Annotated in this window: 17 protein-coding genes and 2 tRNA genes; 14 read left to right on the plus strand and 5 right to left on the minus strand. The window is 68.9% G+C overall.

Features of this window, described 5'->3' with window-relative positions; translation table 11 throughout:
- Positions 1 to 158 precede the first annotated feature (158 nt).
- The 7 genes from lpxC to mnmH all read left to right on the plus strand — a co-directional run bounded on the left by lpxC (position 159) and on the right by mnmH (position 9174).
- On the plus strand, positions 159 to 1058 hold the full coding sequence (lpxC, locus tag ABL308_08275; GenBank protein XBQ14959.1) for a UDP-3-O-acyl-N-acetylglucosamine deacetylase: 900 nt from the start codon (positions 159 to 161) through the stop codon (positions 1056 to 1058).
- Between the two features lie 967 nt (positions 1059 to 2025).
- A complete protein-coding gene (locus ABL308_08280) occupies positions 2026 to 2862 on the plus strand; it encodes an outer membrane protein assembly factor BamD (GenBank protein XBQ14960.1) in 837 nt (278 codons plus the stop codon).
- 18 nt (positions 2863 to 2880) lie between these two features.
- Complete coding sequence (recN, locus tag ABL308_08285) at positions 2881 to 4581, plus strand: DNA repair protein RecN (protein XBQ14961.1); 1701 nt, start codon at positions 2881 to 2883, stop codon at positions 4579 to 4581.
- Positions 4582 to 4587: 6 nt separating this feature from the next.
- Positions 4588 to 5055 carry a GNAT family N-acetyltransferase gene (locus ABL308_08290; GenBank protein ID XBQ14962.1) on the plus strand — a complete coding sequence of 156 codons (468 nt, stop codon included), beginning with the start codon at positions 4588 to 4590 and terminating at the stop codon, positions 5053 to 5055.
- A gap of 49 nt (positions 5056 to 5104) precedes the next feature.
- Positions 5105 to 7219 (plus strand): NAD-dependent DNA ligase LigA, encoded by a 2115-nt coding sequence (gene ligA / locus ABL308_08295; GenBank protein ID XBQ14963.1) that lies wholly within the window; start codon positions 5105 to 5107, stop codon positions 7217 to 7219.
- A gap of 241 nt (positions 7220 to 7460) precedes the next feature.
- Positions 7461 to 8075, plus strand: a complete 615-nt coding sequence (locus ABL308_08300; GenBank protein XBQ14964.1) for a 3'-5' exonuclease — start codon at positions 7461 to 7463, stop codon at positions 8073 to 8075.
- Positions 8076 to 8124: 49 nt separating this feature from the next.
- Positions 8125 to 9174 (plus strand): tRNA 2-selenouridine(34) synthase MnmH, encoded by a 1050-nt coding sequence (gene mnmH, locus ABL308_08305; protein XBQ14965.1) that lies wholly within the window; start codon positions 8125 to 8127, stop codon positions 9172 to 9174.
- Here mnmH and selD read toward each other — a convergent pair.
- Positions 9171 to 11366: a selenide, water dikinase SelD gene (selD, locus tag ABL308_08310; protein XBQ14966.1), complete on the minus strand. Its 2196-nt coding sequence runs from the start codon at positions 11364 to 11366 to the stop codon at positions 9171 to 9173. The two genes, mnmH and selD, sit on opposite strands and share 4 nt — an antisense overlap.
- 205 nt (positions 11367 to 11571) lie before the next feature.
- Between selD and ABL308_08315 the strand changes: the two genes are divergently transcribed.
- A complete protein-coding gene (locus tag ABL308_08315; protein XBQ14967.1) occupies positions 11572 to 12522 on the plus strand; it encodes a methyltransferase domain-containing protein in 951 nt (316 codons plus the stop codon).
- 38 nt (positions 12523 to 12560) lie between these two features.
- Here ABL308_08315 and ABL308_08320 read toward each other — a convergent pair.
- Positions 12561 to 12636, minus strand: a tRNA-Asn gene (locus ABL308_08320).
- Between the two features lie 358 nt (positions 12637 to 12994).
- Here ABL308_08320 and ABL308_08325 point away from each other — a divergent pair.
- Entirely contained in the window at positions 12995 to 13351 is a 357-nt protein-coding gene (locus ABL308_08325; protein ID XBQ14968.1) for a DUF962 domain-containing protein, read from the plus strand.
- A gap of 74 nt (positions 13352 to 13425) precedes the next feature.
- Here the strand turns inward: ABL308_08325 and ABL308_08330 are convergent.
- Positions 13426 to 13499, minus strand: a tRNA-Cys gene (locus ABL308_08330).
- 59 nt (positions 13500 to 13558) lie between these two features.
- On the opposite strand from ABL308_08330, the gene ABL308_08335 reads away from it, so the two are divergent.
- The 5 genes from ABL308_08335 to ABL308_08355 all read left to right on the plus strand — a co-directional run bounded on the left by ABL308_08335 (position 13559) and on the right by ABL308_08355 (position 17819).
- Complete coding sequence (locus ABL308_08335; protein ID XBQ14969.1) at positions 13559 to 14326, plus strand: protein-L-isoaspartate O-methyltransferase; 768 nt, start codon at positions 13559 to 13561, stop codon at positions 14324 to 14326.
- A gap of 139 nt (positions 14327 to 14465) precedes the next feature.
- Positions 14466 to 15812: a TolC family outer membrane protein gene (locus ABL308_08340; GenBank protein XBQ14970.1), complete on the plus strand. Its 1347-nt coding sequence runs from the start codon at positions 14466 to 14468 to the stop codon at positions 15810 to 15812.
- A gap of 96 nt (positions 15813 to 15908) precedes the next feature.
- The gene (locus ABL308_08345; GenBank protein ID XBQ14971.1) at positions 15909 to 16514 is read left to right on the plus strand and encodes a DUF2497 domain-containing protein; all 606 of its coding nucleotides are present in this window, start codon (positions 15909 to 15911) and stop codon (positions 16512 to 16514) included.
- 74 nt (positions 16515 to 16588) lie between these two features.
- Positions 16589 to 17566 carry a DUF3137 domain-containing protein gene (locus ABL308_08350; protein XBQ14972.1) on the plus strand — a complete coding sequence of 326 codons (978 nt, stop codon included), beginning with the start codon at positions 16589 to 16591 and terminating at the stop codon, positions 17564 to 17566.
- A 55-nt stretch (positions 17567 to 17621) separates the two neighbouring features.
- A complete protein-coding gene (locus ABL308_08355) occupies positions 17622 to 17819 on the plus strand; it encodes a hypothetical protein (protein XBQ14973.1) in 198 nt (65 codons plus the stop codon).
- A gap of 4 nt (positions 17820 to 17823) precedes the next feature.
- Here ABL308_08355 and ABL308_08360 read toward each other — a convergent pair whose 3' ends face one another.
- Together ABL308_08360 and ABL308_08365 are read right to left on the minus strand one after the other, a co-directional pair.
- On the minus strand, positions 17824 to 18819 hold the full coding sequence (locus ABL308_08360) for a patatin-like phospholipase family protein (GenBank protein XBQ14974.1): 996 nt from the start codon (positions 18817 to 18819) through the stop codon (positions 17824 to 17826).
- Between the two features lie 4 nt (positions 18820 to 18823).
- On the minus strand, positions 18824 to 19624 hold the full coding sequence (locus ABL308_08365; protein XBQ14975.1) for a 3-hydroxybutyrate dehydrogenase: 801 nt from the start codon (positions 19622 to 19624) through the stop codon (positions 18824 to 18826).
- Between the last annotated feature and the right edge of the window lie 82 nt (positions 19625 to 19706).

A 19706-nucleotide genomic window follows, 5' to 3' on the forward strand; every position in this document is an offset into this window, starting at 1 on the left:
GCCCGCGCCGGGTTGCGGACGGTAACACGGTGCAACAATCGTTTAATTGCTGCAGACGCGAGAGCCCCTAGAGTGCGAGGCGTGCCAAGAGGGGCCGCGCCGCTTTACCCGGGGGGAGACGGCGGCGCGCGGAGCAGTTCAAGCATTTCGGGGCCGTCATGACCCAACGCACCACTCTGGCCGCCGCCGCCGTTTGCGCAGGCGTCGGCCTTCACACCGGCGCCCGCGTGCGCATGGCCATGAAGCCGGGTCCTGTGGGCTCGGGCATCGTCTTTCACCGCATCGATCTCGACCTCGCCGACGCGCGCGTGCCTGCGCGGCGCGAGTTCGTGCGCTCGACCGATCTGGGCACCACGCTGGTCAACGATCACGGCGCGTCGGTCTCCACCGTCGAACATCTGATGGCCGCGCTGGCCGGCCTCGGGATCGACGATCTCGCCATCGAGCTCGACGGGCCTGAAGTGCCCGCCATGGACGGCAGCTCCGCGCCGTTCGTCGATCTCATCCTGCGCGCAGGACTGAAGACCGCGCCCGCGCCGCGGCGCGCCATTCAGGTGCTCAAGCCCGTCAGCGTCGAGGACGGCGCCCGCCGGGCGGTGTTTCTGCCGTCGCTGAAGCCCGCGATCGATGTCGAGATCGATTTCGAGGACGACGCCATCGGCCGTCAGCAATTCCAGTTCGAGGTGACCCGCGAGGCCTTCGCCGAGCTGGTCGCGCCTGCGCGCACCTTCGGTTTCCGCCGCGATCTCACCCAGCTTCTGAGCATGGGTCTCGCCCGCGGCGGCTCGATGGAGAACGCGGTCGTGCTCGACGAGGGCAAGGTCGCCAATCCCGAAGGCCTGCGCTTCGCCGACGAGTTCGTGCGGCACAAGGCGCTCGACGCTCTGGGCGATCTCTACCTCGCCGGCGCGCCGATCCTGGGCCTTTATCGCGCCGTCCGCCCCGGCCACGGGCTCAACGCCCAGGCCGTCTCCGCGCTTCTGGCCCACGAGACCGCCTGGCGCTGGACCACGATGCGCGACACCGCAGAAACCGACCAGCGGCTGGTGCGGTCGTAAGACCGCCGAGCCTGAAGCGTCGGCGTCACTCCCTCCCCACAGAATGGGGGAGGGAGCAAGTCGCTGCACTATCGGAATGTCGGAACGGAAAGCTGAAGCCCAACTCCCTCCCCTTGATGGGGAGGGTCCGGCCGAAGGCCGGGGGTGGGGTGAGGATCGTAGGGCGACCACACCTGCAGACGCTGGCGCTCCCCCCACCCGTCTCGGCGCTATGCGCCGATCCACCCTCCCCACAAGGGGGAGGGAATTACGCGTCGGCATTCTCTGAAACGTTCGAGCAGAGCGCTTAAACCCCACTCCCTCCCCTTGATGGGGAGGGTCCGGCCGAAGGCCGGGGGTGGGGTGAGGATCGTAGGGCGACCACACCTGCAGACGCTGGCGCTCCCCCCACCCGTCTCGGCGCTATGCGCCGATCCACCCTCCCCACAAGGGGGAGGGAATTACGCGTCGGCATTTTCTGAAACGTTCGAGCAGTGCGCTTAAACCCCACTCCCTCCCCTTGATGGGGAGGGTCCGGCCGAAGGCCGGGGGTGGGGTGAGGATCGTAGGGCGACCACACCTGCAGACGCTGGCGCTCCCCCCACCCGTCTCGGCGCTATGCGCCGATCCACCCTCCCCACAAGGGGGAGGGAATTACGCGTCGGCATTCTCTGAAACGTTCGAGCAGAGCGCTTAAACCCAACTCCCTCCCCTTGATGGGGAGGGTGTCCGCGAAGCGGAGGGGTGGGGTGAGCGCTGGTCCGCAAAGCGGATGAAAGGGTCCGGGGGACCCTTTCAAGGCGGCGAATGGGCCGGCAGGCCCCGGGACGGATCGTAGGGCGCCGAAAGGGCAGGAAGCACCGACTTCGGCCCCGAAACACCTGACAGCATGCTTTCGCCTTTCGTCCGCATCGGTTAAACCACTAGCGAACCGTAAATTCTGGTGCGCGCGGTTCGCGCGCCGGGGACGTCAAAGAGGCCGATCCTCATGAAAAACGCCGTTCGCGCTCTTCTGATCACGGCGACCGCCGCGCTGGCGGTGACCGCCTGCGCCGGTAACGACACCGAAGAACTGGCTTATGTCGAGACCCCGGTCGAGGCGCTCTACAACGAGGGCTTCGACGCGCTGGAGCGGCGGCGCTGGGATCAGGCGGCGGCCTATTTCGACGAGGTCGAGCGTCAGCATCCGTTCTCCGAGTGGGCGCGCCGGGCCATGCTCATGGCGGCCTATACGAACTACGAGGCGCAGCGCTATTCCGAGGCGATCTCCGACGCCGAGCGCTTCATCGCGCTCCACCCGGGCAGCTCGAGCGCGCCGTACGCCTACTACCTGATCGCGATCAGCCATTACGAGCAGATCTACGACGTGGGCCGGGACCAGTCGACGACCCGCAACGCGCTGGACGCGCTGGAGCAGGTCGTTCGCCGCTATCCTGAGACGCCTTACGCCGCCGACGCCCGGCTGAAGATCGACATGACGCGCGATCACCTGGCCGGCAAGGAGATGAGCGTCGGCCGCTGGTATCTCCGGAACGGTTATCATCTGGCCGCGATCAACCGCTTCCAGAACGTCATCCGCGACTATGAGACCACCAGCCACACGCCCGAGGCGCTGCACCGGCTGGTGGAAGCCTATGTCGCGCTCGGCGTGGACGAGGAGGCCCGTCAGGTCGCCTCGGTGCTCGGCTATAACTTCCCGGGTTCGGAGTGGTATGAGGACAGCTACGATCTTCTGACCGCCCGCGGCATCGCGATCCCCGGCTCCGAGGACTTCGAGCGGGATCCCTCGCTGCTCCGCCGGGCGCTCGATCGCGTCTTCGGCTAGGGGGAAGGGCGGACCGGCGTGCTGGCTTCGCTCTCGATCCGGGACATCGTTCTGATCGACACGCTGGATCTCGAATTCAGCGCAGGCCTGTCCGCGCTCACCGGCGAGACCGGGGCGGGCAAATCCATTCTTCTGGGCGCTCTGGGCCTTGCTTGCGGCGACCGCGCCGAGCGCAGCCTGGTGCGCGCGGGCGCCGATCAGGCGGTCGCCACGGCCGTCTTCGAACCCGAGCCGGGCCATCCTGCTTTCGCCGCGCTTGAAGAGGCCGGCCTGAGGGCCGAGCCCGGCGAGCCGCTGATCTTGCGCCGCACGCTGTCCGCCGACGGCCGTTCGCGCGCGCATGTCAACGACCAGCCCGCCAGCGTCGGCCTGCTCGCAAGCCTGGGCGAGCTGCTGGTGGAGATCCACGGCCAGCATGACGGGCGCGGCCTGCTCGATCCCAAGACCCATCGCGGCCTTCTGGACGCCTACGCCGGCGCGCGCGCCGAGCGAGACGCCGTCGCCACCGCCTTCACGCGCCTGTCTGAAGCGAAGAGCCGTCTCGAGGCGCTGTCGGTCACACGCGACAAGGCGGCCAGCGAGGAAGCCTTCCTGCGCGACAGCCTCGAAGCGCTCGACGCGCTCGCGCCCAAGCCCGGCGAAGAAGCCTCCCTCGCCGAGGAGCGCAGATTCCTGCAGCAGGCCGAAGCCGCGCTCACCGAACTCAGCGAGGCCGCCGACGCGATTTCGGGCGGGGAGGGGCTGTCGGGCCGGCTCAACAGCGCGCTGCGCGGGCTTGAACGGGTGCGCGCCGCACTGGGCGAGGACGCCGGCGCGGAAGGCGACGCGGCGGCGGCGCGCGCCGCCGTGGACCGGGCCGCCGGAGCGCTGGACCGTGCGCTCATCGAATTCAACGAGGCCGAAGACGCGCTCGCCGACGCCGCCCAGCGCTTCGACGTCGAGCCCGGCCGGCTCGACAAGGTGGAGGAGCGGCTGTTCGCCCTGCGCGCCGCCGCCCGCAAGCATGACGTCGCGGTCGACGCCCTGGCGGGCTTGCGCGACACGCTCGCCGAACGCCTCGACCTGATCGAACACGCAGACGACCGCCTGAAAGAGGCCGAGGCCGCCCTGCGCGCCGCCGAGGCCGACTACGCGAAAGCCGCAGGCGCGCTCACGAAAATCCGCAAGGCCGCCGCCGAGCGCCTGGCCTCCGCCGTCGAGGCCGAGCTCGGCCCGCTGAAGATGGACAAGGCGCGCTTCCGCGCCGCCGTCGAGCCCGACGAGAGCCGGCCCGGCGCGAAGGGCTGGGACCGGGTCGCTTTCGAGGTCGCCACCAATCCCGGCGCGCCCTTCGGCCCGCTCGACAAGATCGCCTCAGGCGGCGAGCTCTCCCGCTTCGCTCTGGCGCTGAAGGTCTGCCTGGTCGGCGGGGGCGGCAAGGTCATGGTCTTCGACGAGGTCGACCAGGGCGTGGGCGGCGCGGTCGCCGACGCGGTCGGCCACCGGCTTTCGCGGCTGGCTGAAACCGGCCAGGCCCTCGTGGTCACCCACTCGCCCCAGGTCGCCGCCCGCGCCCGGTCCCATTTCCGCACCGAGAAGGCCGAAGCCGAGGGCCGGGTGCGGACCTCAGTGCGGCTGCTGCCGCCTGCGGAACGGCGCGAGGAGATCGCGCGTATGCTCTCTGGCGCGGAGATCACCGATGCGGCCCGCGCCGCTGCCGATCAGCTGATGGCGAGCTAGGAACCCTTGCGACTGCGCGAAGCCAGGCCGGGCGACATGGTGCGGCTGTATGAAATCTGGCAGGCCGCCGTGAACGCCAGTCACGACCACCTCACCGAGGACGGGAGGCGCGAGGTCGCGATGCGGTTCATCGAGCACAAGCTGCCCGGCGACGAGATCACGGTGGCCGAAAACGGCGCGGGGATCTGCGGCTTCATGGGCTGGAAGGCGCTTGATGACGGGGCGGCCAAAATCGACCATGTCGCGGTCGATCCCGATGATGATCCCGACGAGACCGGCCAGGCGCTCATCAGGTGCGCGCAGGAACGTCATAACGCTCTGAAAGTCGAGGTGAACGCCGGGGCGCGTGCGATCCTCGCCTTCTACGAAACCCTCGGATTTGAGGAAACCGGCCGCTCGCCGGCCGCCGCGGATACGCCGGGCGACTATCCCACGGTGCACTTGCGCTGGACGAACGAGGCCGGCCGGTCTTGATTTTCCCCCGGCTGCGGGCTCTCTCAGCCTTCACGGGAAGGGGAATCGGATGACCGCCGCGCTCAAGGACGTCGAGACACTCACCGAGGCCGAGGCGAAAGCCGAGCTCGAACGCCTCGCCCGCGAAATCTCAAGGCATGACAGGGCCTATTACGAAAAGGACGCGCCGGTCATTTCCGACGCCGCCTACGACGCCCTGCGCCAGCGCAACACGCTGATCGAAGAGCGGTTTCCGGGTCTCAAGCGGAGCGACAGCCCGTCCGAGCGCGTCGGCGCGCGACCCTCGGACCAGTTCGCCGAAGTCCCCCACGCCGTGCCGATGCTCTCGCTCGGCAACGCGTTTTCAGACGAGGACGTCAGCGACTTCGTCGAGCGGATCCGCCGCTTCCTGAACCTCGGCGAAGAGACCCCGGTCTTCACCGCCGAGCCGAAGATCGACGGGTTGAGCGCAAATTTGCGCTATGAAAACGGCGAGTTGGTTCTGGGCGCGACGCGCGGCGACGGCCGCAGCGGGGAGAACGTCACTGCCAATCTCAAGACCATTTCCGACATCCCCCACACCCTGGGCCCCGGCGCGCCGGAGGTCGTGGAGGTGCGCGGCGAAGTCTATATGAACCACGCCGACTTCGCGGCGCTCAACGCCCGTCAGGAAGAGGCCGGAAAGCCCGCCTACAAGAACCCCAGGAACGCCGCGGCCGGCTCTCTGAGGCAGATCGACCCGAACGTCACCGCCCAGCGTCCCTTGCGATTTTTCGCCTACGCCTGGGGCGAGCTCTCAGAGCCGCTGGCCGACACCCAGTTCGAGGCTGTGCGGCGCCTCGCCGAGCTGGGCTTCGTCACCAATGAGGAGATGGCGCGCTGCGACGGCGTGGAGGCGATGCTCGCGCGTTATCGGGCGATCGAGGAGAAGCGCGCCGGGCTCGGCTATGACATCGACGGCGTGGTCTACAAGGTCGACCGGCTCGACTGGCAAGCCCGGCTGGGCTTCGTTTCCCGCGCGCCGCGCTGGGCGATCGCGCATAAATTCTCGCCCGAGAAAGCCACGACCCTGCTTCACGCCATCGAGATCCAGGTCGGCCGCACCGGCGCGCTCACGCCCGTGGCCAAGCTCGAACCGGTCACGGTGGGCGGCGTGGTCGTCTCCAACGCCACGCTCCACAACGAAGACGAGATCGCCAGGAAGGACGTGCGCGTGGGCGACACGGTGGTCGTCCAGCGCGCCGGCGACGTGATCCCTCAGATCGTCGAAGTGGTGAAGGACAAGCGGCCCGAAGGGGCGAAGCCGTTCGACTATCCGAAAACCTGCCCCTGCCCGCTGAAGACCCCGGCCGAGCGCGAGGTCAATCCGCGAACCGGTGAGGTCAGCGTCGTCCGCCGCTGCACCGGCGAATTCGCCTGCCCCTTCCAGCGCAAGGAGCACCTCAAGCACTTCGTCTCGCGCAAGGCGTTCGACATCGAGGGGCTGGGCGAAAAACAGATCGAGGCCTTCTACGAGGAGGGCGCGATCCGTGAACCCGCCGACATCTTCACCCTGCAAACACGCGACGGGGCCGGCGATCTCAGCCCGCCGCTGAAAGAGCGTGAAGGCTGGGGCGAGAAGTCTGTCACGAACCTTTTCGCCGCGATTCGCCAGCGCAAGACCATCGCGCTCGCCCGCTTCATCAACGCGCTCGGCGTGCGCCATGTCGGCGAGGAAACCGCCCGGCTTCTGGCCCGCACCTACGGCGACTGGGCGAGCTTCCGCGAGGCCGCCGAAGGCGCGCGCGAGCCCGAAAGCGAGGCGCGCGCAGCGATGCTTGGGATCGACGGTCTGGGCGACACGGCCGTGGACGCTCTGGGCCGCTTCTTCGCCGAGGACCACAACGCCGCCGCGCTCAACCGCCTGCTCGAGCATGTCACGGTCGAGGACGCCGAACAGGTCGCCGCCGACAGTCCTGTTTCGGGCAAGACGGTGGTGTTCACCGGCAGCCTTGAACGCTTCACCCGCGACGAGGCCAAGGCGAAAGCCCAGTCCCTGGGCGCGAAGGTGGCAGGGTCAGTCTCTGCGAAAACCGACTATCTCGTCGCCGGTCCGGGCGCCGGCTCGAAGCTGAAAAAGGCCGCCGAGCTGGGCGTTCAGACCCTTACCGAAGACGAGTGGCTGGCGCTGATCGGGGACGGGTGAGCGCCGGTGCGCGCAGCGCATCAATCGATCCGGTGGATCGATTGAAGGCGGCGAACGGGCCGGCAGGCCCCGGAAGGGATCGTAGGGCGCTGATATCTGCAGACCGAAGCGCTCCCCCACCCGACCCGGACCTTCGGCCCGGACCACCCTCCCCACAGAGGGGGAGGGAGTTGAGGTCGGCGCTTCCCTTCAGGCGCCGCCCGCCCATGACAGCGCGACCCGGCCCGTCTAGCCTTCACCGATGCGTTTCGTCGCCATCGATTTCGAGACCGCCAACGAGCAGCGTGCGAGCCCGTGCGCGGTCGGGCTGAGCCTGATCGAGGACGGCCGCCTGGTCGGCACCGAAGAATACCTCATCCGGCCGCCCGAGATGCGCTTTTCCAGCTGGAACATCGCCATTCACGGCATCCGGCCCGAGGACGTGCGCCGCGCCCCCGAACTCCCCGAGCTGTTTGAATCGCTTCGATCCCGGCTCGAAGGCGCGACGCTGATCGCCCATAACGCCAGCTTCGACATGAGCGTGCTGCGCCAGACCTACGCGGTTTACGGGCTCGACTGCCTGGAGGCGGTCTATCTGTGCACGGTGAAGGGCGCGCAGTCGGCCTGGCCGGAGATCGGATCGGCCAAGCTGAACGTGCTCGCGGACCATTTCGGCCTGACCCTCGACCACCACCGCGCCGGCTCGGACGCGGAAGCCTGTGCGCGCCTTGCGCTGATGCTCTCCGAGCATGCGGGCGAGGCCGATTACCTGGCGGCGGCGCCGAAGCTCGGGATCACGCCGGGGCGCCTGGCGCGGGACGGCTACGCACCGTGCTCTCTGAGGCGGAAGCGGGCCAGGCCGGTCCCGGCGCGTTGATCCGCCCGGCCATTGCTCCGCGCCGCGCCGCGCGCGATACCTCGCCGCCATGAAAATCTCCTTCGCCGACTATGAGACCGCTGCGGCCGAGTTCGACACGGTCATCGACGTGCGCTCGCCGTCCGAGTTCGCCGAAGACCGGCTGCCCGGCGCGGTGAACATGGCCGTGCTCGACGACGCGGAGCGGGCGAAGGTCGGCACGATCTACGTGCAGGAGAGCCCGTTCCTGGCGCGCAAGGTCGGTGCGGCGATCATCGCGCGCAACACGGCCGGCTGGCTGGACAGCGCGCTCGCGGGAATGGAGGGCGGCTGGAAACCGCTGGTCTATTGCTGGCGCGGGGGCGGGCGCTCGGGCGCGTTCTCGACCATCCTGCGCGCGATCGGCTGGCGGGTGACGGTGCTCGAAGGCGGGTACAAGGCCTATCGCGGCGCGGTGGTGAAGACGCTTTACGACGACGCGGTGCGGCTGCGCGTGGTGCTGCTGGACGGCGACACCGGCACGGCCAAGACCGCGCTTCTGGACCGGCTCGCCACGCGCGGCGTGCAGACGCTCGATCTCGAAGCGGCGGCGAACCATCGCGGCTCGCTGTTCGGCTGGCGGCCGGGCGGCCAGCCCAGCCAGAAACTGTTTGAAACCCGCTTGCGCGAAGCGCTCAGCCGCTTCGACCCGGCCAAGCCGGTGCTGGTCGAGGCCGAAAGCGCGCGCATCGGCGCGCTGAAACTGCCGCCTTCGCTCTGGGCGGTGATGAAGGACGCCCCGCGTCTCGTCGTCAAAGCGCCGCTCGAGGCGCGTGCGGCCTTCCTCGCCAGCGCCTACGCCGACATCGCAGAGGACACGCCCCGTCTGATCGAACGGCTTCAGGCGCTCAAGCCGTTCCAGGGCGGCGAGCGTATCGCGCGCTGGGAGGGGCTGGCGAAAGCGGGCGAGATCGAAACGCTCGCGGGCGAACTGATGGAGCGCCATTACGATCCCGCTTACGCGCGTGAGCGCAGCCGCCACGACCGCCCGGCCCTGGCCGAGCTTGATGCGGCGCGTCTGGACGCAGACGGCCTGGATGCGCTGGCCGCCGCAATCGAAGCTGAGCTGGACAGGCTCTAACGCGCGCGGATCGCGGCCTGGCCCTCGCCGCGCTCTTCGACGCGTCCGATCCGCCAGACCATCTCTCCGGCTTCAGTCAGGGCGCGCATCACCCGTTCGATCCGGTCTTCGGGGACCGCAGCCAGCAGCCCGCCGGCGGTCTGCGGATCGGTCAGAAGCGCGGCGCGGGCCGTGTTCGGCGCGTTAAGCTCGGTGTTCGACAGCGCATTTGCCTCATGCAGGGTGGAACGCACGCCGGCCTCGGCGAGGCTTTCAGCCCCGGAGAGCAGCGGCAGGGCGGCCAGATCGATCTCCGCCCGCGCGCCGGCGGTCAGCATCTCCAGAAGATGGCCCGCCAGCCCGAACCCCGTCACGTCGGTCATCGCGCGCGCCTCGCCCGCCAGCATCCGCGCCGCCGCGCCCTGGCTGCGCGCCATCGACGCCCAGCACGCCGCGACGTCCCTGCCGCGCGCCTTGAGCGCCATTTCGCCGGCGAGCAGCACGCCGGTCCCCACCGGCTTGGTGAGCAAAAGCCCGTCGCCTGGCCGCGCGCCGCGGCGCGGGATGGCGCGCTCGGCGACGCCTGTGACCGTGAACCCCACGGTGAGTTCGGCGCCGACGCTGGTGTGCCCGCCCACGAGATCGGCGCCGGCCTCGGCGAACACCTCCGACGCGCCGGCGAGGATGTCGCGCACGGCCGCCGCCTGCATGGCGGGGCGCATCTGCGGCAGGATGATCTGCGCGAGCCCGGCCTGCGCCGCGGCGCCCGACGCCCAGACATCGCCCAGCGCATGCACAGCGACGATCCGGCCGAGCAGGAAAGGATCGTCGACAAAGGCGCGCACATGGTCGGTGGAGATCGCCTGGACCCGGTCGCCGAAGGCGAGCACGGCCGCGTCGCCGCCCGCGCCTGCGATGACGTCCGCCCGGCGCGGCGCGGGCAGGTCGGCCAGCCCTTCGGCGAGGGGGCCGCGCGCGGCCTTTGACCCGCACCCGCCGCAAAGCGGCTGTCCGTCGCCGACGAGTTCGCGCACGCCTGCGGCCGTGCGGCCCTTCACCGGCTCTGACGTCATCGGTTCGAGCGCGGTGAGCTTGTTCATGAAGGTCCGGTCGATCCGGTTTTTCAGGCCCCAGAGCATCGGGCCCTTCACGGTCAGACCCCATTTCTCTGCGACTGCAGCCCTGGGGCCGGTCGAGACGAGCTTGAGATAGTCGCGCTGGGGCGAGAAAGCGGCGTCGGGCTTTTTCTCCTGCAGCGCCTTTCTGAGATTGTCGAACAGCACGGGCGCGCCGCGCACCGCGAAGACGCCCGCCTTTGGACGCGGGGCGTGTTCGAAATGCGCGCAGTCCCCGGCGGCGAAAACATTATCGTGGCTGACGCTTCGAAGACCGCGGCCGACTTTCACATAGCCGTCCTGCACCGCCAGCCCGGTCTTCGCGATCCAGGGCCAGGGCGCCGCGCCGGCCGCGCCGATGATGAAATCCGCCCGGATCGCCGCGCCGTCGGCGAGCCGTATCGCGCCGGGCTGGATCTGCCGGATCATCGCGCCGGTGCGCACCTTCACGCCCGCCTTGTGAAGCGCGCTCAGAAGCGCCTTGCGGGCCCCGCCGCCCTCATGGGGCAGGATGGTGTCGCCAGCCTCGATCAGCGTGATTTCCGCGCCCTGCGGCCGGGCGGTCTTCAGCCTGTGCGCAGCGGCGAGGGCGAGTTCGGTTCCGCCTGCGCCCGCCCCGATCACGGCCACGCGCGGCTTAACCTCACGCCGGTCGAGCGCGTCGAGAAAGTCCGTCCAGCGGTCGGCGAAGGGGCCGAGCGGCTTGGCGGTCACCACGTGATCCTCGAACCCGTCGATCTCCGGCGCGCGGCCGCGCACGCCGATATCGAGACTGGCCACGTCGAAGCGGATCGGCGGCCGGCCCTGGACCGTGACGAGCCCGCGTTCGGGATCGAGGGCTTCGGCCCGACCCAGCACCAGCCGCGCGCCGGCGAACCGGGCGAGGCGGACGAGATCGATCTCGAGATCGGCGCGGTTGTAATGGCCCGCTACGAAGCCCGGCAGCATGCCGGTATAGGCGGTGGCGGGATCGGGATCGATCACCGTCAGGCGCGCGCCGGCCAGCGGGTTCATCCCCCATTTCTTCAGCACCAGCGCATGGGCATGGCCCCCGCCGATCAGAACGAGATCGCGGGTCAGGGGAAGCGTGGTCTGCATGAACGGGCGGGCCTTTCTCACCGGCGGAGCGAAGCGGCGGGCGGGAGGCTAGTTAGCCCGCTCCGCCCGGTCGCGCCAATCAACGCGCGAGCGCGCGTGAATATCCCTCATCACCGCGCGCTGAATTCGATTGACTTGAGACCGGCGCAGACCCAAATGCGCGCCGTCGTCCGCGCTGGCGGGCGGCGTTCTCTCAGGACCGGGTATGAGCGGGGCGCTTTTCTCCTCCAACCATCCGGCGGCCGACCGGCGCGCCGCCTTCGCCGAATCGATCGCCGCCGAGCGCGATTTCGCCGCGGCTGCTGAAGTCTACGCCGGCGCGCTCGAACTCGCGCCGGGCTGGGCGGCGGGCTGGTACAGGCTCGGCGAGCTGCTTGAGGCGGGCGGCCTGCTCACCGAAGCCGCCGCGGCCTGGGACCGCGCGGTGGCGCTCGATCCCGAAGACCCGTTCGGCGCGGCGCTGAAGCGCGATCTCTTGCGCGAGCGGCCGGTCAGCGAATCGATGCCGGCCGCCTTCGTGGCGCTGTTGTTCGATCAATACGCCCCGCGCTTTGAAAGCGCGCTCGTCGACCGGCTGAACTATCGCGGCCCCGAGCAGATCCTGGCTGCGCTCATGGCGGCGGGCTTCGCCCGCGCCGAGCACGTGCTCGATCTGGGATGCGGGACCGGGCTGATGGGCGAGGCGCTGCGCCCGCTCTGCGACCGGCTCGAAGGCGTGGACCTGTCTGCAGGCATGCTCGCCGAGGCCGCCGCGAAAGGCGTCTATGACCGGCTGGAGCGCGGCGACATCACAGCCCTGCCGCTCACAGGGGCGCACTACGATCTGATCGTGGCCGCCGACGTCTTCGCCTTTGTCGGCGCGCTCGAACAGGTGGTGGCCTGGTGTGCGGCCTCGCTCGCGCCCGGCGGCCGCCTCGCCTTTACGGTGGAGGCCGGCGAAGCGCCGGTGATGCTTCAGGAAAGCCGCCGATTCGCCCATTCGCGCGCCTATCTCGAAACGCTCGCCGCCGACGCCGGCTTCGGCGCGGCGTCGATCGAACCGTGCGTCGTACGCACAGATCGCGGCGCGCCGGTGGCGTCCTGGTGCGTGGTCTATGCGCTCGACCCGGCCGGTCAGGCGCGCGAAGGCGACGGCGAGGCCGCGCTGGCGCTCTGACGAGGCCCGCATGCGCGTTCAGCGATGTCTGGAAGTTATGGCTCCCCGGGCCGGACTCGAACCAGCGACCCAGCGGTTAACAGCCGCTTGCTCTACCAACTGAGCTACCGGGGAACACCCCATCGACGATGGAGGCTGGGTCTTTAGCAACGGTTTTCCGGCCGCGCAAGCGCCGGTCTGGCCCGTTTCGCAGCCCGTTGCAGCCGGGCCTGCGGACCGGACAAAAAAATCGGGAGCCCGAGAGCTCCCGAAAAGGCATTGGGTGGATGGTGGGGTGTCTTCGAGGGAAGACACGTAAAGAAATACTGAGTCGGCGGTTAACAACGGCCTAACGTTAACGGCCTTGTGCAAAAAAGTTTGCGGACCCTGAATCGCGCTCGCCGGCGCGCCGCCCGCCTGCGTGGCTGCTTCGCGCGCAGACGCGGTGCGTGTTATGGTCTGCCTCAAGAAAACAACACCCCCGGAGGAGACGATGTCCGACCGCAAAGCGAGCTACGCCGAGTTCTGGCCGTTCTATCTGCGTGAGCACGCAGAGCCGGGCACGCGCTATCTGCACTATGCAGGCACCGTGATCGGGTCGGGGCTGCTGATCTGGGCGCTCGCCACGCAGACCTGGTGGGCGATCCTGCTCTGGCCGCTGGCCGGGTACGGCTTCGCCTGGGTCAGCCACGCCTTCGTTGAGAGGAACAAGCCGGCGACCTTCACCCACCCGCTCTGGTCGCTGATCAGCGATTACCGGATGACGTTCCTGGCCTTCACCGGCCGGCTCAAGCCCGAACTCGAGCGCGCCGGCGTGATCGGGCACCCTGAGGCCGGCCCCGCCGAATAGGCGCCGCGCCGGAGCTGAAAAGGAAAACGGCCGGAGCGGGGAGCTCCGGCCGTTTCGTATCCGGCGAACCGTTCTGGAGGCGCCACCCGGAATCGAACCGGGGTACAAGGATTTGCAGTCCTCTGCGTCACCACTCCGCCATGGCGCCAGCCGGAACGGGCGACGATGCTTACCCAAACACGGCCGCGCCCGCAACACGGATCGGCCGTGCAAGCTCAGCGCCGCGGCGTACGCGCCGCGCGGCGGCCTTGCCCGATGGAAACCGGCGGGTCTATAGACGGCCCCGACCTTTCCATCCACGAGGACACGCGCCGCGCCATGTACGATTACGCGAAGGCCCGCCTGGCGATGGTCAACAGCCAGATCCGCCCCTCCGACGTCACCGATCACCGCATCCAGGATGCGATGGGCGAGACGTCCCGCGAGCTGTTCGTGCCGAAAAGCCAGATCGCGAAGGCGTACGCCGACGCCGAGGTGCTGGTGGGTGAGAACCGCACCATGCTGCGCCCGCGCGAGTTCGCAAAGCTCGTCCAGGCCGCCAAGATCGGCCCCAAGGACGTGGTGCTCGACATCGCCTGCGGCCGCGGCTACTCGACCGCGATCCTGGCCCGGCTCGCCGAAACGGTGATCGGGCTCGAAACCGCCGACAGCGGTCTCGCGGCGAAAGCCTCCGACCGGCTGTCGAAAGTGGGCGCGGACAACGCCGTGGTGATCGAGGGCGATCTGGCCGAAGGCGTGCCCGGGCAGGGCCCGTTCGACGTGATCATCGTGCAAGGCGCGGTGGCCGAACCCAGCCCGGCCTGGATCGAGCAGCTCGCCGAAGGCGGCCGGCTCGCGGTCATCGAACGCGACGGCGTCGTGGGCCGCGCGATGATCTACACCAAAGCCAGAGGCGTGACCGGCGAACGCGCGGTCTTCGACGCCGCGCCGCCTTATCTGCCCGGCTTCGAGCCGGTGAGCAGCTTCGAGTTCTAGGTCTGCGCAGGAAGTCCGCTGCGCATTAATTCTCCGAAAAGTGAACGCTGTTCACTTCCCTTTTCACCTGTGGGCATGCATATCATGCACGGCGCGCAGGGAAGATGCGCGTCAAGGCCGGCGAAGGGGCGAGTTCATCATGCGACATTTCCGGCTCGGGGCCGCCGCAGCGGCGCTGCTCACCACGCTTCTCGGCGCAGCAAACGCCCAAACGCTCGAAGAGACGCTCAGCGCGGCCTACGCCTCCAACCCGGTGCTCGCCGCACAGCGGGCGCGGCTCGAGCAGACCGAGGAAGGATACTTCCAGGCGCGCGCCGGCCGACTGCCGCAGCTGTCGGCAGACGCCGGCGTTTCTGAAAGCGAGACCTGGGGCGGCGGACCGTTCGGCCAGCCGGGAGGGGGCCAGGCCAGCTACGGCGTGACGCTCAGCCAGTCGCTTTATCGCGGCGGACGGATCTCCGGTCAGATCGACGCCGCCCTGGCGCGGATCGAGGCGGGCCAGGAGCAGCTGCGCAGCGTCGAGCAGGACATCCTGATCGCCGCGGTCGCCGCCCATTCCGACGTCGTGCGCGACCAGCAGATCCTCGCCATCCGCTCCAACAACGTCGAAGTCCTCGCCCAGCAGCTGCGGGCCGCGCAGGACCGGTTCGAGGTCGGCGAGATCACCCGCACCGACGTCGCCCAGGCCGAGGCCCGGCTGTCGGGCGCCAGGGCCCAGCTCTCCGCCGCGCAGGCCGCGCTCGCCGCCTCGCGCGCCGCCTATCAGCGGGTCACCGGTATCGAGCCGGTCGAGCCGGCCGATCCGGACGGCGCGCCTTTCGTTCCCGAAAGCTACGCCGACGCGCTGGACGTGGCGCTCGGCAACAATCCTGATCTGCTCGCCGCCCAGTTCGCCGAGATCGCGGCTGAAGAGGGTGTTCAGATCGCGCGCGGAGCGCTTCTGCCGGAAGTTTCGGTCAGCGCGAGCGCGTCGGAGAACCGCGAATCCGATTTCACCGGCCAGGCGCGCGGGTCTGCGACGGTCCGCGCTCAGGTGAGCGTGCCGATCTTCACCGGCGGGCTGAACCGCTCGCGCGTGCGCGAAGCGCGCGCCGTCGCCGACGAGGCGCGTCTTCAGGGCGTGTCGGCGCGCCGCCAGGTGATCGAGGGCGTCTCGAACGCCTGGAACACCTATCTGGCCGCGCTCGCGGTCATCGAATCGAGCCGTGAAGCCGTGCGCGCGAACGAGATCGCGTTCGACGGGGTCGAGCAGGAGGCGTTCGTGGGCCTGCGGACCACGCTGGACGTGCTCAACGCCGAACAGGAACTCTTGAACTCGCGGCTGGAACTGGTGCGCGCCGAACGCGATCTGACAGTGGCGAGCTATGCGCTGATGCAGGCTATGGGCCTTCTTCACACCGGCCGGCTGGCACTGCCGGTTGAGGAATACGACTCCGGCTTCGAACGCGCCGGGCTTTTCAACTTCGACTTAACGCCCTGGGACTAAGGCTGAGATAAACGGCGCCCGCGCGCTGGACAGGACTCGCTGCGCGCGCCTAACCTTGCGCTAAGCCGTTTCCCCTCGACGGATGAAGGATCTTCCATGGCCCAGGAAAACGCCGAACAGGAACCGACGATGGAGGAAATTCTCGCCTCCATCCGGCGCATCATCAACGAAGACGACGAGCAAAAGCCGGCCGAGGCCGCGGCGCCTGAACCTGCTCCGGAGCCCGAACCTGAGCCTGAGCCGGAGCCTGAAGCTGCGGCGGAGCCTGAACCCGAGCCCGAACCCGTCTTTGACGCCGAACTCGAAGGCGAACCCGACGACGTTCTGGAATTGACCGAGCGCGTCGAGGAAGAGCCCGAGCCTGAAGCCGCCGATGAGCCGATCCCGGCGGCCGACGATCTGATGATCGTCGATCGCGAGGACGAGCCGGCGTTCGAGCCCGAACCCGAGCCTGCGGCGACCGCGCCGGAAGAGGACGAGGACGGCCTGGTCGATGCTGCGCCCGCCAGCGCTGCGGCCGGGATGTTCGCCGCGCTGTCGGAGAACCTGCGCGTTTCTTCCGATCAGGGCCAGACGCTTGAAGGCATCGTGCGCGAACTGCTTCGCCCGATGCTCAAGCAATGGCTGGATGAAAACCTGCCCGGGATCGTCGAAGAGAAGGTCCAGGCCGAGATCGAACGCATCGCCCGCCGCCGCCGCTAGGCGCGTGTCCGGCGTCGTTATCTGATGCGGGCGCCGGGCCGACCGGCGCCCGTTTTCATGTCCGGGGAGAGGGCATGCGCACGCTCGACACCGCCTGGGAAGACATCCGCCCCTGGCTCGAAGGCCTCGAAGACCGGCGCAAGGCCGGGGTGAAACGCTTCTGGCGTGCGGTCCCGCTGGCGATCCTGGCCGGCGCCGGAGCCGGCGTGCTCGCGGCGATCTGGAACGCGCCCGATCCGGTCGCGGTGATCGGCGGGGTGCTGCTCGCAGCCCTCGTCATGGGCTGGGGCTGGGCGCCGCTGGGCGAACTCAGAACCGAGCTGAAGGCCGGGCTCAACACCCGCGTCGCGGAAGCCTTCGGTCTTCGCTACGCCGCAGAACCGCCGCGCCCCGCCGGATGCCGCGAGCTTCAGGCGTTCGGCCTTCTTCCCGGCGCGGACCGCACCAGTTTCGAGGATCATTTCGCCGGCGAAACTCATGGCGCGGATTTCGAAGTCTACGAAGCCCATCTCGAACAACGCCGGCGCACCAAGAAGCGGACCTATTACGTTACGGTCTTCCGCGGCGTGATCGTTCGCGTCAGCTTTCCGCGCACGATCGAGGGCGTGATCCTGGTCGCCCGCGACATGGGCGTTTTCAACGCCTTCGAGGGCTGGGGCGCGCGCACCTTCGGACGGGCGGGGCGCAAGCTCGACCGGGTGGGTCTGGTCGACCCGAAGTTCGAGAAACTCTTCGAGGTCTACGGCACCGATCAGGTGATGGCGCGCTACATCCTGACCCCGAGCTTCATGGAGCGGCTTCTCAGGCTTGAAGCGCTGCTGGAGGGTTCGAACGTGCGCTGCGTGTTCGACGAGACGCTGGCTGAAGGCGCGGGCCGCGGCGAGCTTCTGATCGCGGCGGAGACCGGTGACAAGTTCGAGCCCGGCTCGGTCTTCAGCCCGCTCGCCGAGAAGGAGCGCGTGCGTGCGCTTTACGAAGAGATCGCGCTGATCGAGCAGATCGTCTCCACGCTCGTCGAGCCCGCGCGCCTTGAAGACGGCACGGCGTCCTGAAGACGGCCTGACCGCAGCGGTTCACCGCTTCGGCGCGGCCTGCTAGCGTAGGGTCATGGCGCGGATCGTGATCAATCGGGACGACGGATGCGTGGGCGGCGGCGGCTGCCTCGGCGTGGTGATGCTCGCAGGCTGGATCACCGCGGTGGTCCGCGACGCGATGATGCTGAAATGGCTGTGGCTGATCTTCGATCTCGTGCTCGCCCCGCTCGGCGCGATCCGCGGGATCCTGATGTGGTTCGGGCTGGCCTGAGCGGTCAGCCGTCCAGAAATTCTGCTTTCAGATCGACCGTGGAGCGTTCGCCCACCACGTCGGCGTGCGCGTCGAGCCAGGCGAGCGCGGCCTGCCTTCCACGGTCTCTGAGCGCCGTCAGGAACGGCCAGCCCGTCTCATACTTGGTGCTCGCCGGATAGTCCGCGAGCGCGTCGTCGGCCCTTATCGCGTGCACAAGAATGTCTCTCAGCCGGGCTTTCTGCGCATCGCCGAGATGGCCCTCGCCGATCAGCCGTTTGACGAAGGCGATCGCGCGCAGCTCGGCCAGGAGGCTGGCGTTGAAGGTGATCTCGTTGGCCCGGTCGATGATGTCTGCAGCCGATTTCGGCGTGCCTTCGCGGCGCATCGGGTTGATGTGCACGACCAGAAGATCGCGCGGCGTGTCCGCATAGAAGAGCGGCCAGAGCGCCGGATTGCCGGTGAATCCGCCGTCCCAGTAAGGCTCGCCGTCTATCTCGACGGCCTGGTGGATGAACGGAAGCACCGCGCTGGCTCTGACCGCGTCCAGGGTCACCTCTTCGCCGGTGAACACGCGCGCCCGGCCGGTCGTCACGCTGGTCGCGCAGATGAACAGGCGTGTCTCCTCGCAGGCCCGGACCGCGTCGAAATCGATCTGCTCTGCGAGAATGTCGCGCAGGGGATCGTAGCCGAACGGATTGAGGTCGTAGGGGCTCGTCAGCCGCGCGAACGCGTCCAGCATCGGAAAGAACCGGCCGAGCCCGGCGGGCTTCAGCGGCCCGCCCGCCCGGCTGACCGCACGCCAGAACCGCTCCAGCGCTTCGCGCGCGCCGTCGCTGCCGCCCTGGACCCGGCCCATGGCGAAGGCGCAGGCGTTCATCGCGCCGGCGCTGGTCGCCGTGATCGCTCGGGGATCGAGCCGTCCGTCTTCAAGGATCGCGTCGAGCACGCCCCAGGTGAACGCGCCGTGCGCGCCGCCGCCCTGCAGAGCGAGCGAGACCGGTTTCGGCGCGCCGGCCATCGGCCTAGTTCGCCGTCCAGCCGCCGTCCACGGTGATGGCCTGGCCGTTCATGTTCGCGCCGTCTTCGCTCACGAGATAGAGCAGCGCGCCGACAAGCTGGTCGTAAGTGACGAAGCGTTTGGTGGGCTGGGCGGCGAGCATGACGTTTTCGACCACCTCCTGCTCGGTGATCCCGCGCGCTTTCGCGGTGTCGGCGATCTGGTTCTGAACGAGCGGGGTCTGCACATAGCCCGGATTGAGGCAGTTCACCGTGATCCCGTCGCGCGCGGTCTCCAGCGCCACGGATTTGGTGAAGCCCATCACCCCGTGCTTGGCGGCGACATAGGCGGACTTGTAGGGGCTCGCGACGAGCCCGTGGACCGAGGCGACGTTGACGATCCGGCCCCGGCCGGCGGCGCGCATGATCGGCACGGCGGCCTTGGTGGCGTGAAACACGCTTGAAAGATTGATCGCGAGGATCGCATCCCACTTGCCTTCGGGAAACTCGTCGACCGGGGCGACATGCTGGATGCCCGCATTGTTCACGAGGATGTCCAGCCGGCCGAGCTCGCCTTCGGCGAAGCGCACGAGATCGGCGATCTCCTCGGGCTTCAGCATGTTCGCGGGGTGATAAAGCGCGGTCACGCCGTGCTCTTCGGCGATGCGGGCGCGCAGCGCCTCGATCTCATCGGGATCGCCCAGCCCGTTCAGCACTACGTTCGAACCGTTCCGCGCCAGACCCTCGGCAAGCGCCGCGCCGATCCCGGACGTGGAGCCGGTGACGACGGCCGTCTGGCCGGTGAGATCGACGCGGACCGAACCCATGTGCTGCTCCGGAATATCGAGAAATTGCTGCGGTGCAGAAACACCGATGCGCGCCGGGGCGTCAAGCCCCGCGGGCCGTGAC

The sequence above is a fragment of the Oceanicaulis sp. genome, from assembly GCA_040112665.1.
Classification (GTDB): domain Bacteria; phylum Pseudomonadota; class Alphaproteobacteria; order Caulobacterales; family Maricaulaceae; genus Oceanicaulis.

Coding starts and splice junctions, on each gene's coding strand:
- ABL308_08350 (XBQ14972.1), top strand. CDS start 16,589: ATGCGCACGCTCGACACCGCCTGGGAAGACATCCGCCCCTGGCTCGAA.
- ABL308_08280 (XBQ14960.1), top strand. CDS start 2,026: ATGAAAAACGCCGTTCGCGCTCTTCTGATCACGGCGACCGCCGCGCTG.
- ABL308_08345 (XBQ14971.1), top strand. CDS start 15,909: ATGGCCCAGGAAAACGCCGAACAGGAACCGACGATGGAGGAAATTCTC.
- ABL308_08300 (XBQ14964.1), top strand. CDS start 7,461: ATGCGTTTCGTCGCCATCGATTTCGAGACCGCCAACGAGCAGCGTGCG.
- ABL308_08315 (XBQ14967.1), top strand. CDS start 11,572: ATGAGCGGGGCGCTTTTCTCCTCCAACCATCCGGCGGCCGACCGGCGC.
- ABL308_08355 (XBQ14973.1), top strand. CDS start 17,622: ATGGCGCGGATCGTGATCAATCGGGACGACGGATGCGTGGGCGGCGGC.
- ABL308_08325 (XBQ14968.1), top strand. CDS start 12,995: ATGTCCGACCGCAAAGCGAGCTACGCCGAGTTCTGGCCGTTCTATCTG.
- lpxC (XBQ14959.1), top strand. CDS start 159: ATGACCCAACGCACCACTCTGGCCGCCGCCGCCGTTTGCGCAGGCGTC.
- selD (XBQ14966.1), bottom strand. CDS start 11,366: ATGCAGACCACGCTTCCCCTGACCCGCGATCTCGTTCTGATCGGCGGG.
- ABL308_08365 (XBQ14975.1), bottom strand. CDS start 19,624: ATGGGTTCGGTCCGCGTCGATCTCACCGGCCAGACGGCCGTCGTCACC.
- ABL308_08360 (XBQ14974.1), bottom strand. CDS start 18,819: ATGGCCGGCGCGCCGAAACCGGTCTCGCTCGCTCTGCAGGGCGGCGGC.
- ligA (XBQ14963.1), top strand. CDS start 5,105: ATGACCGCCGCGCTCAAGGACGTCGAGACACTCACCGAGGCCGAGGCG.
- mnmH (XBQ14965.1), top strand. CDS start 8,125: ATGAAAATCTCCTTCGCCGACTATGAGACCGCTGCGGCCGAGTTCGAC.
- ABL308_08340 (XBQ14970.1), top strand. CDS start 14,466: ATGCGACATTTCCGGCTCGGGGCCGCCGCAGCGGCGCTGCTCACCACG.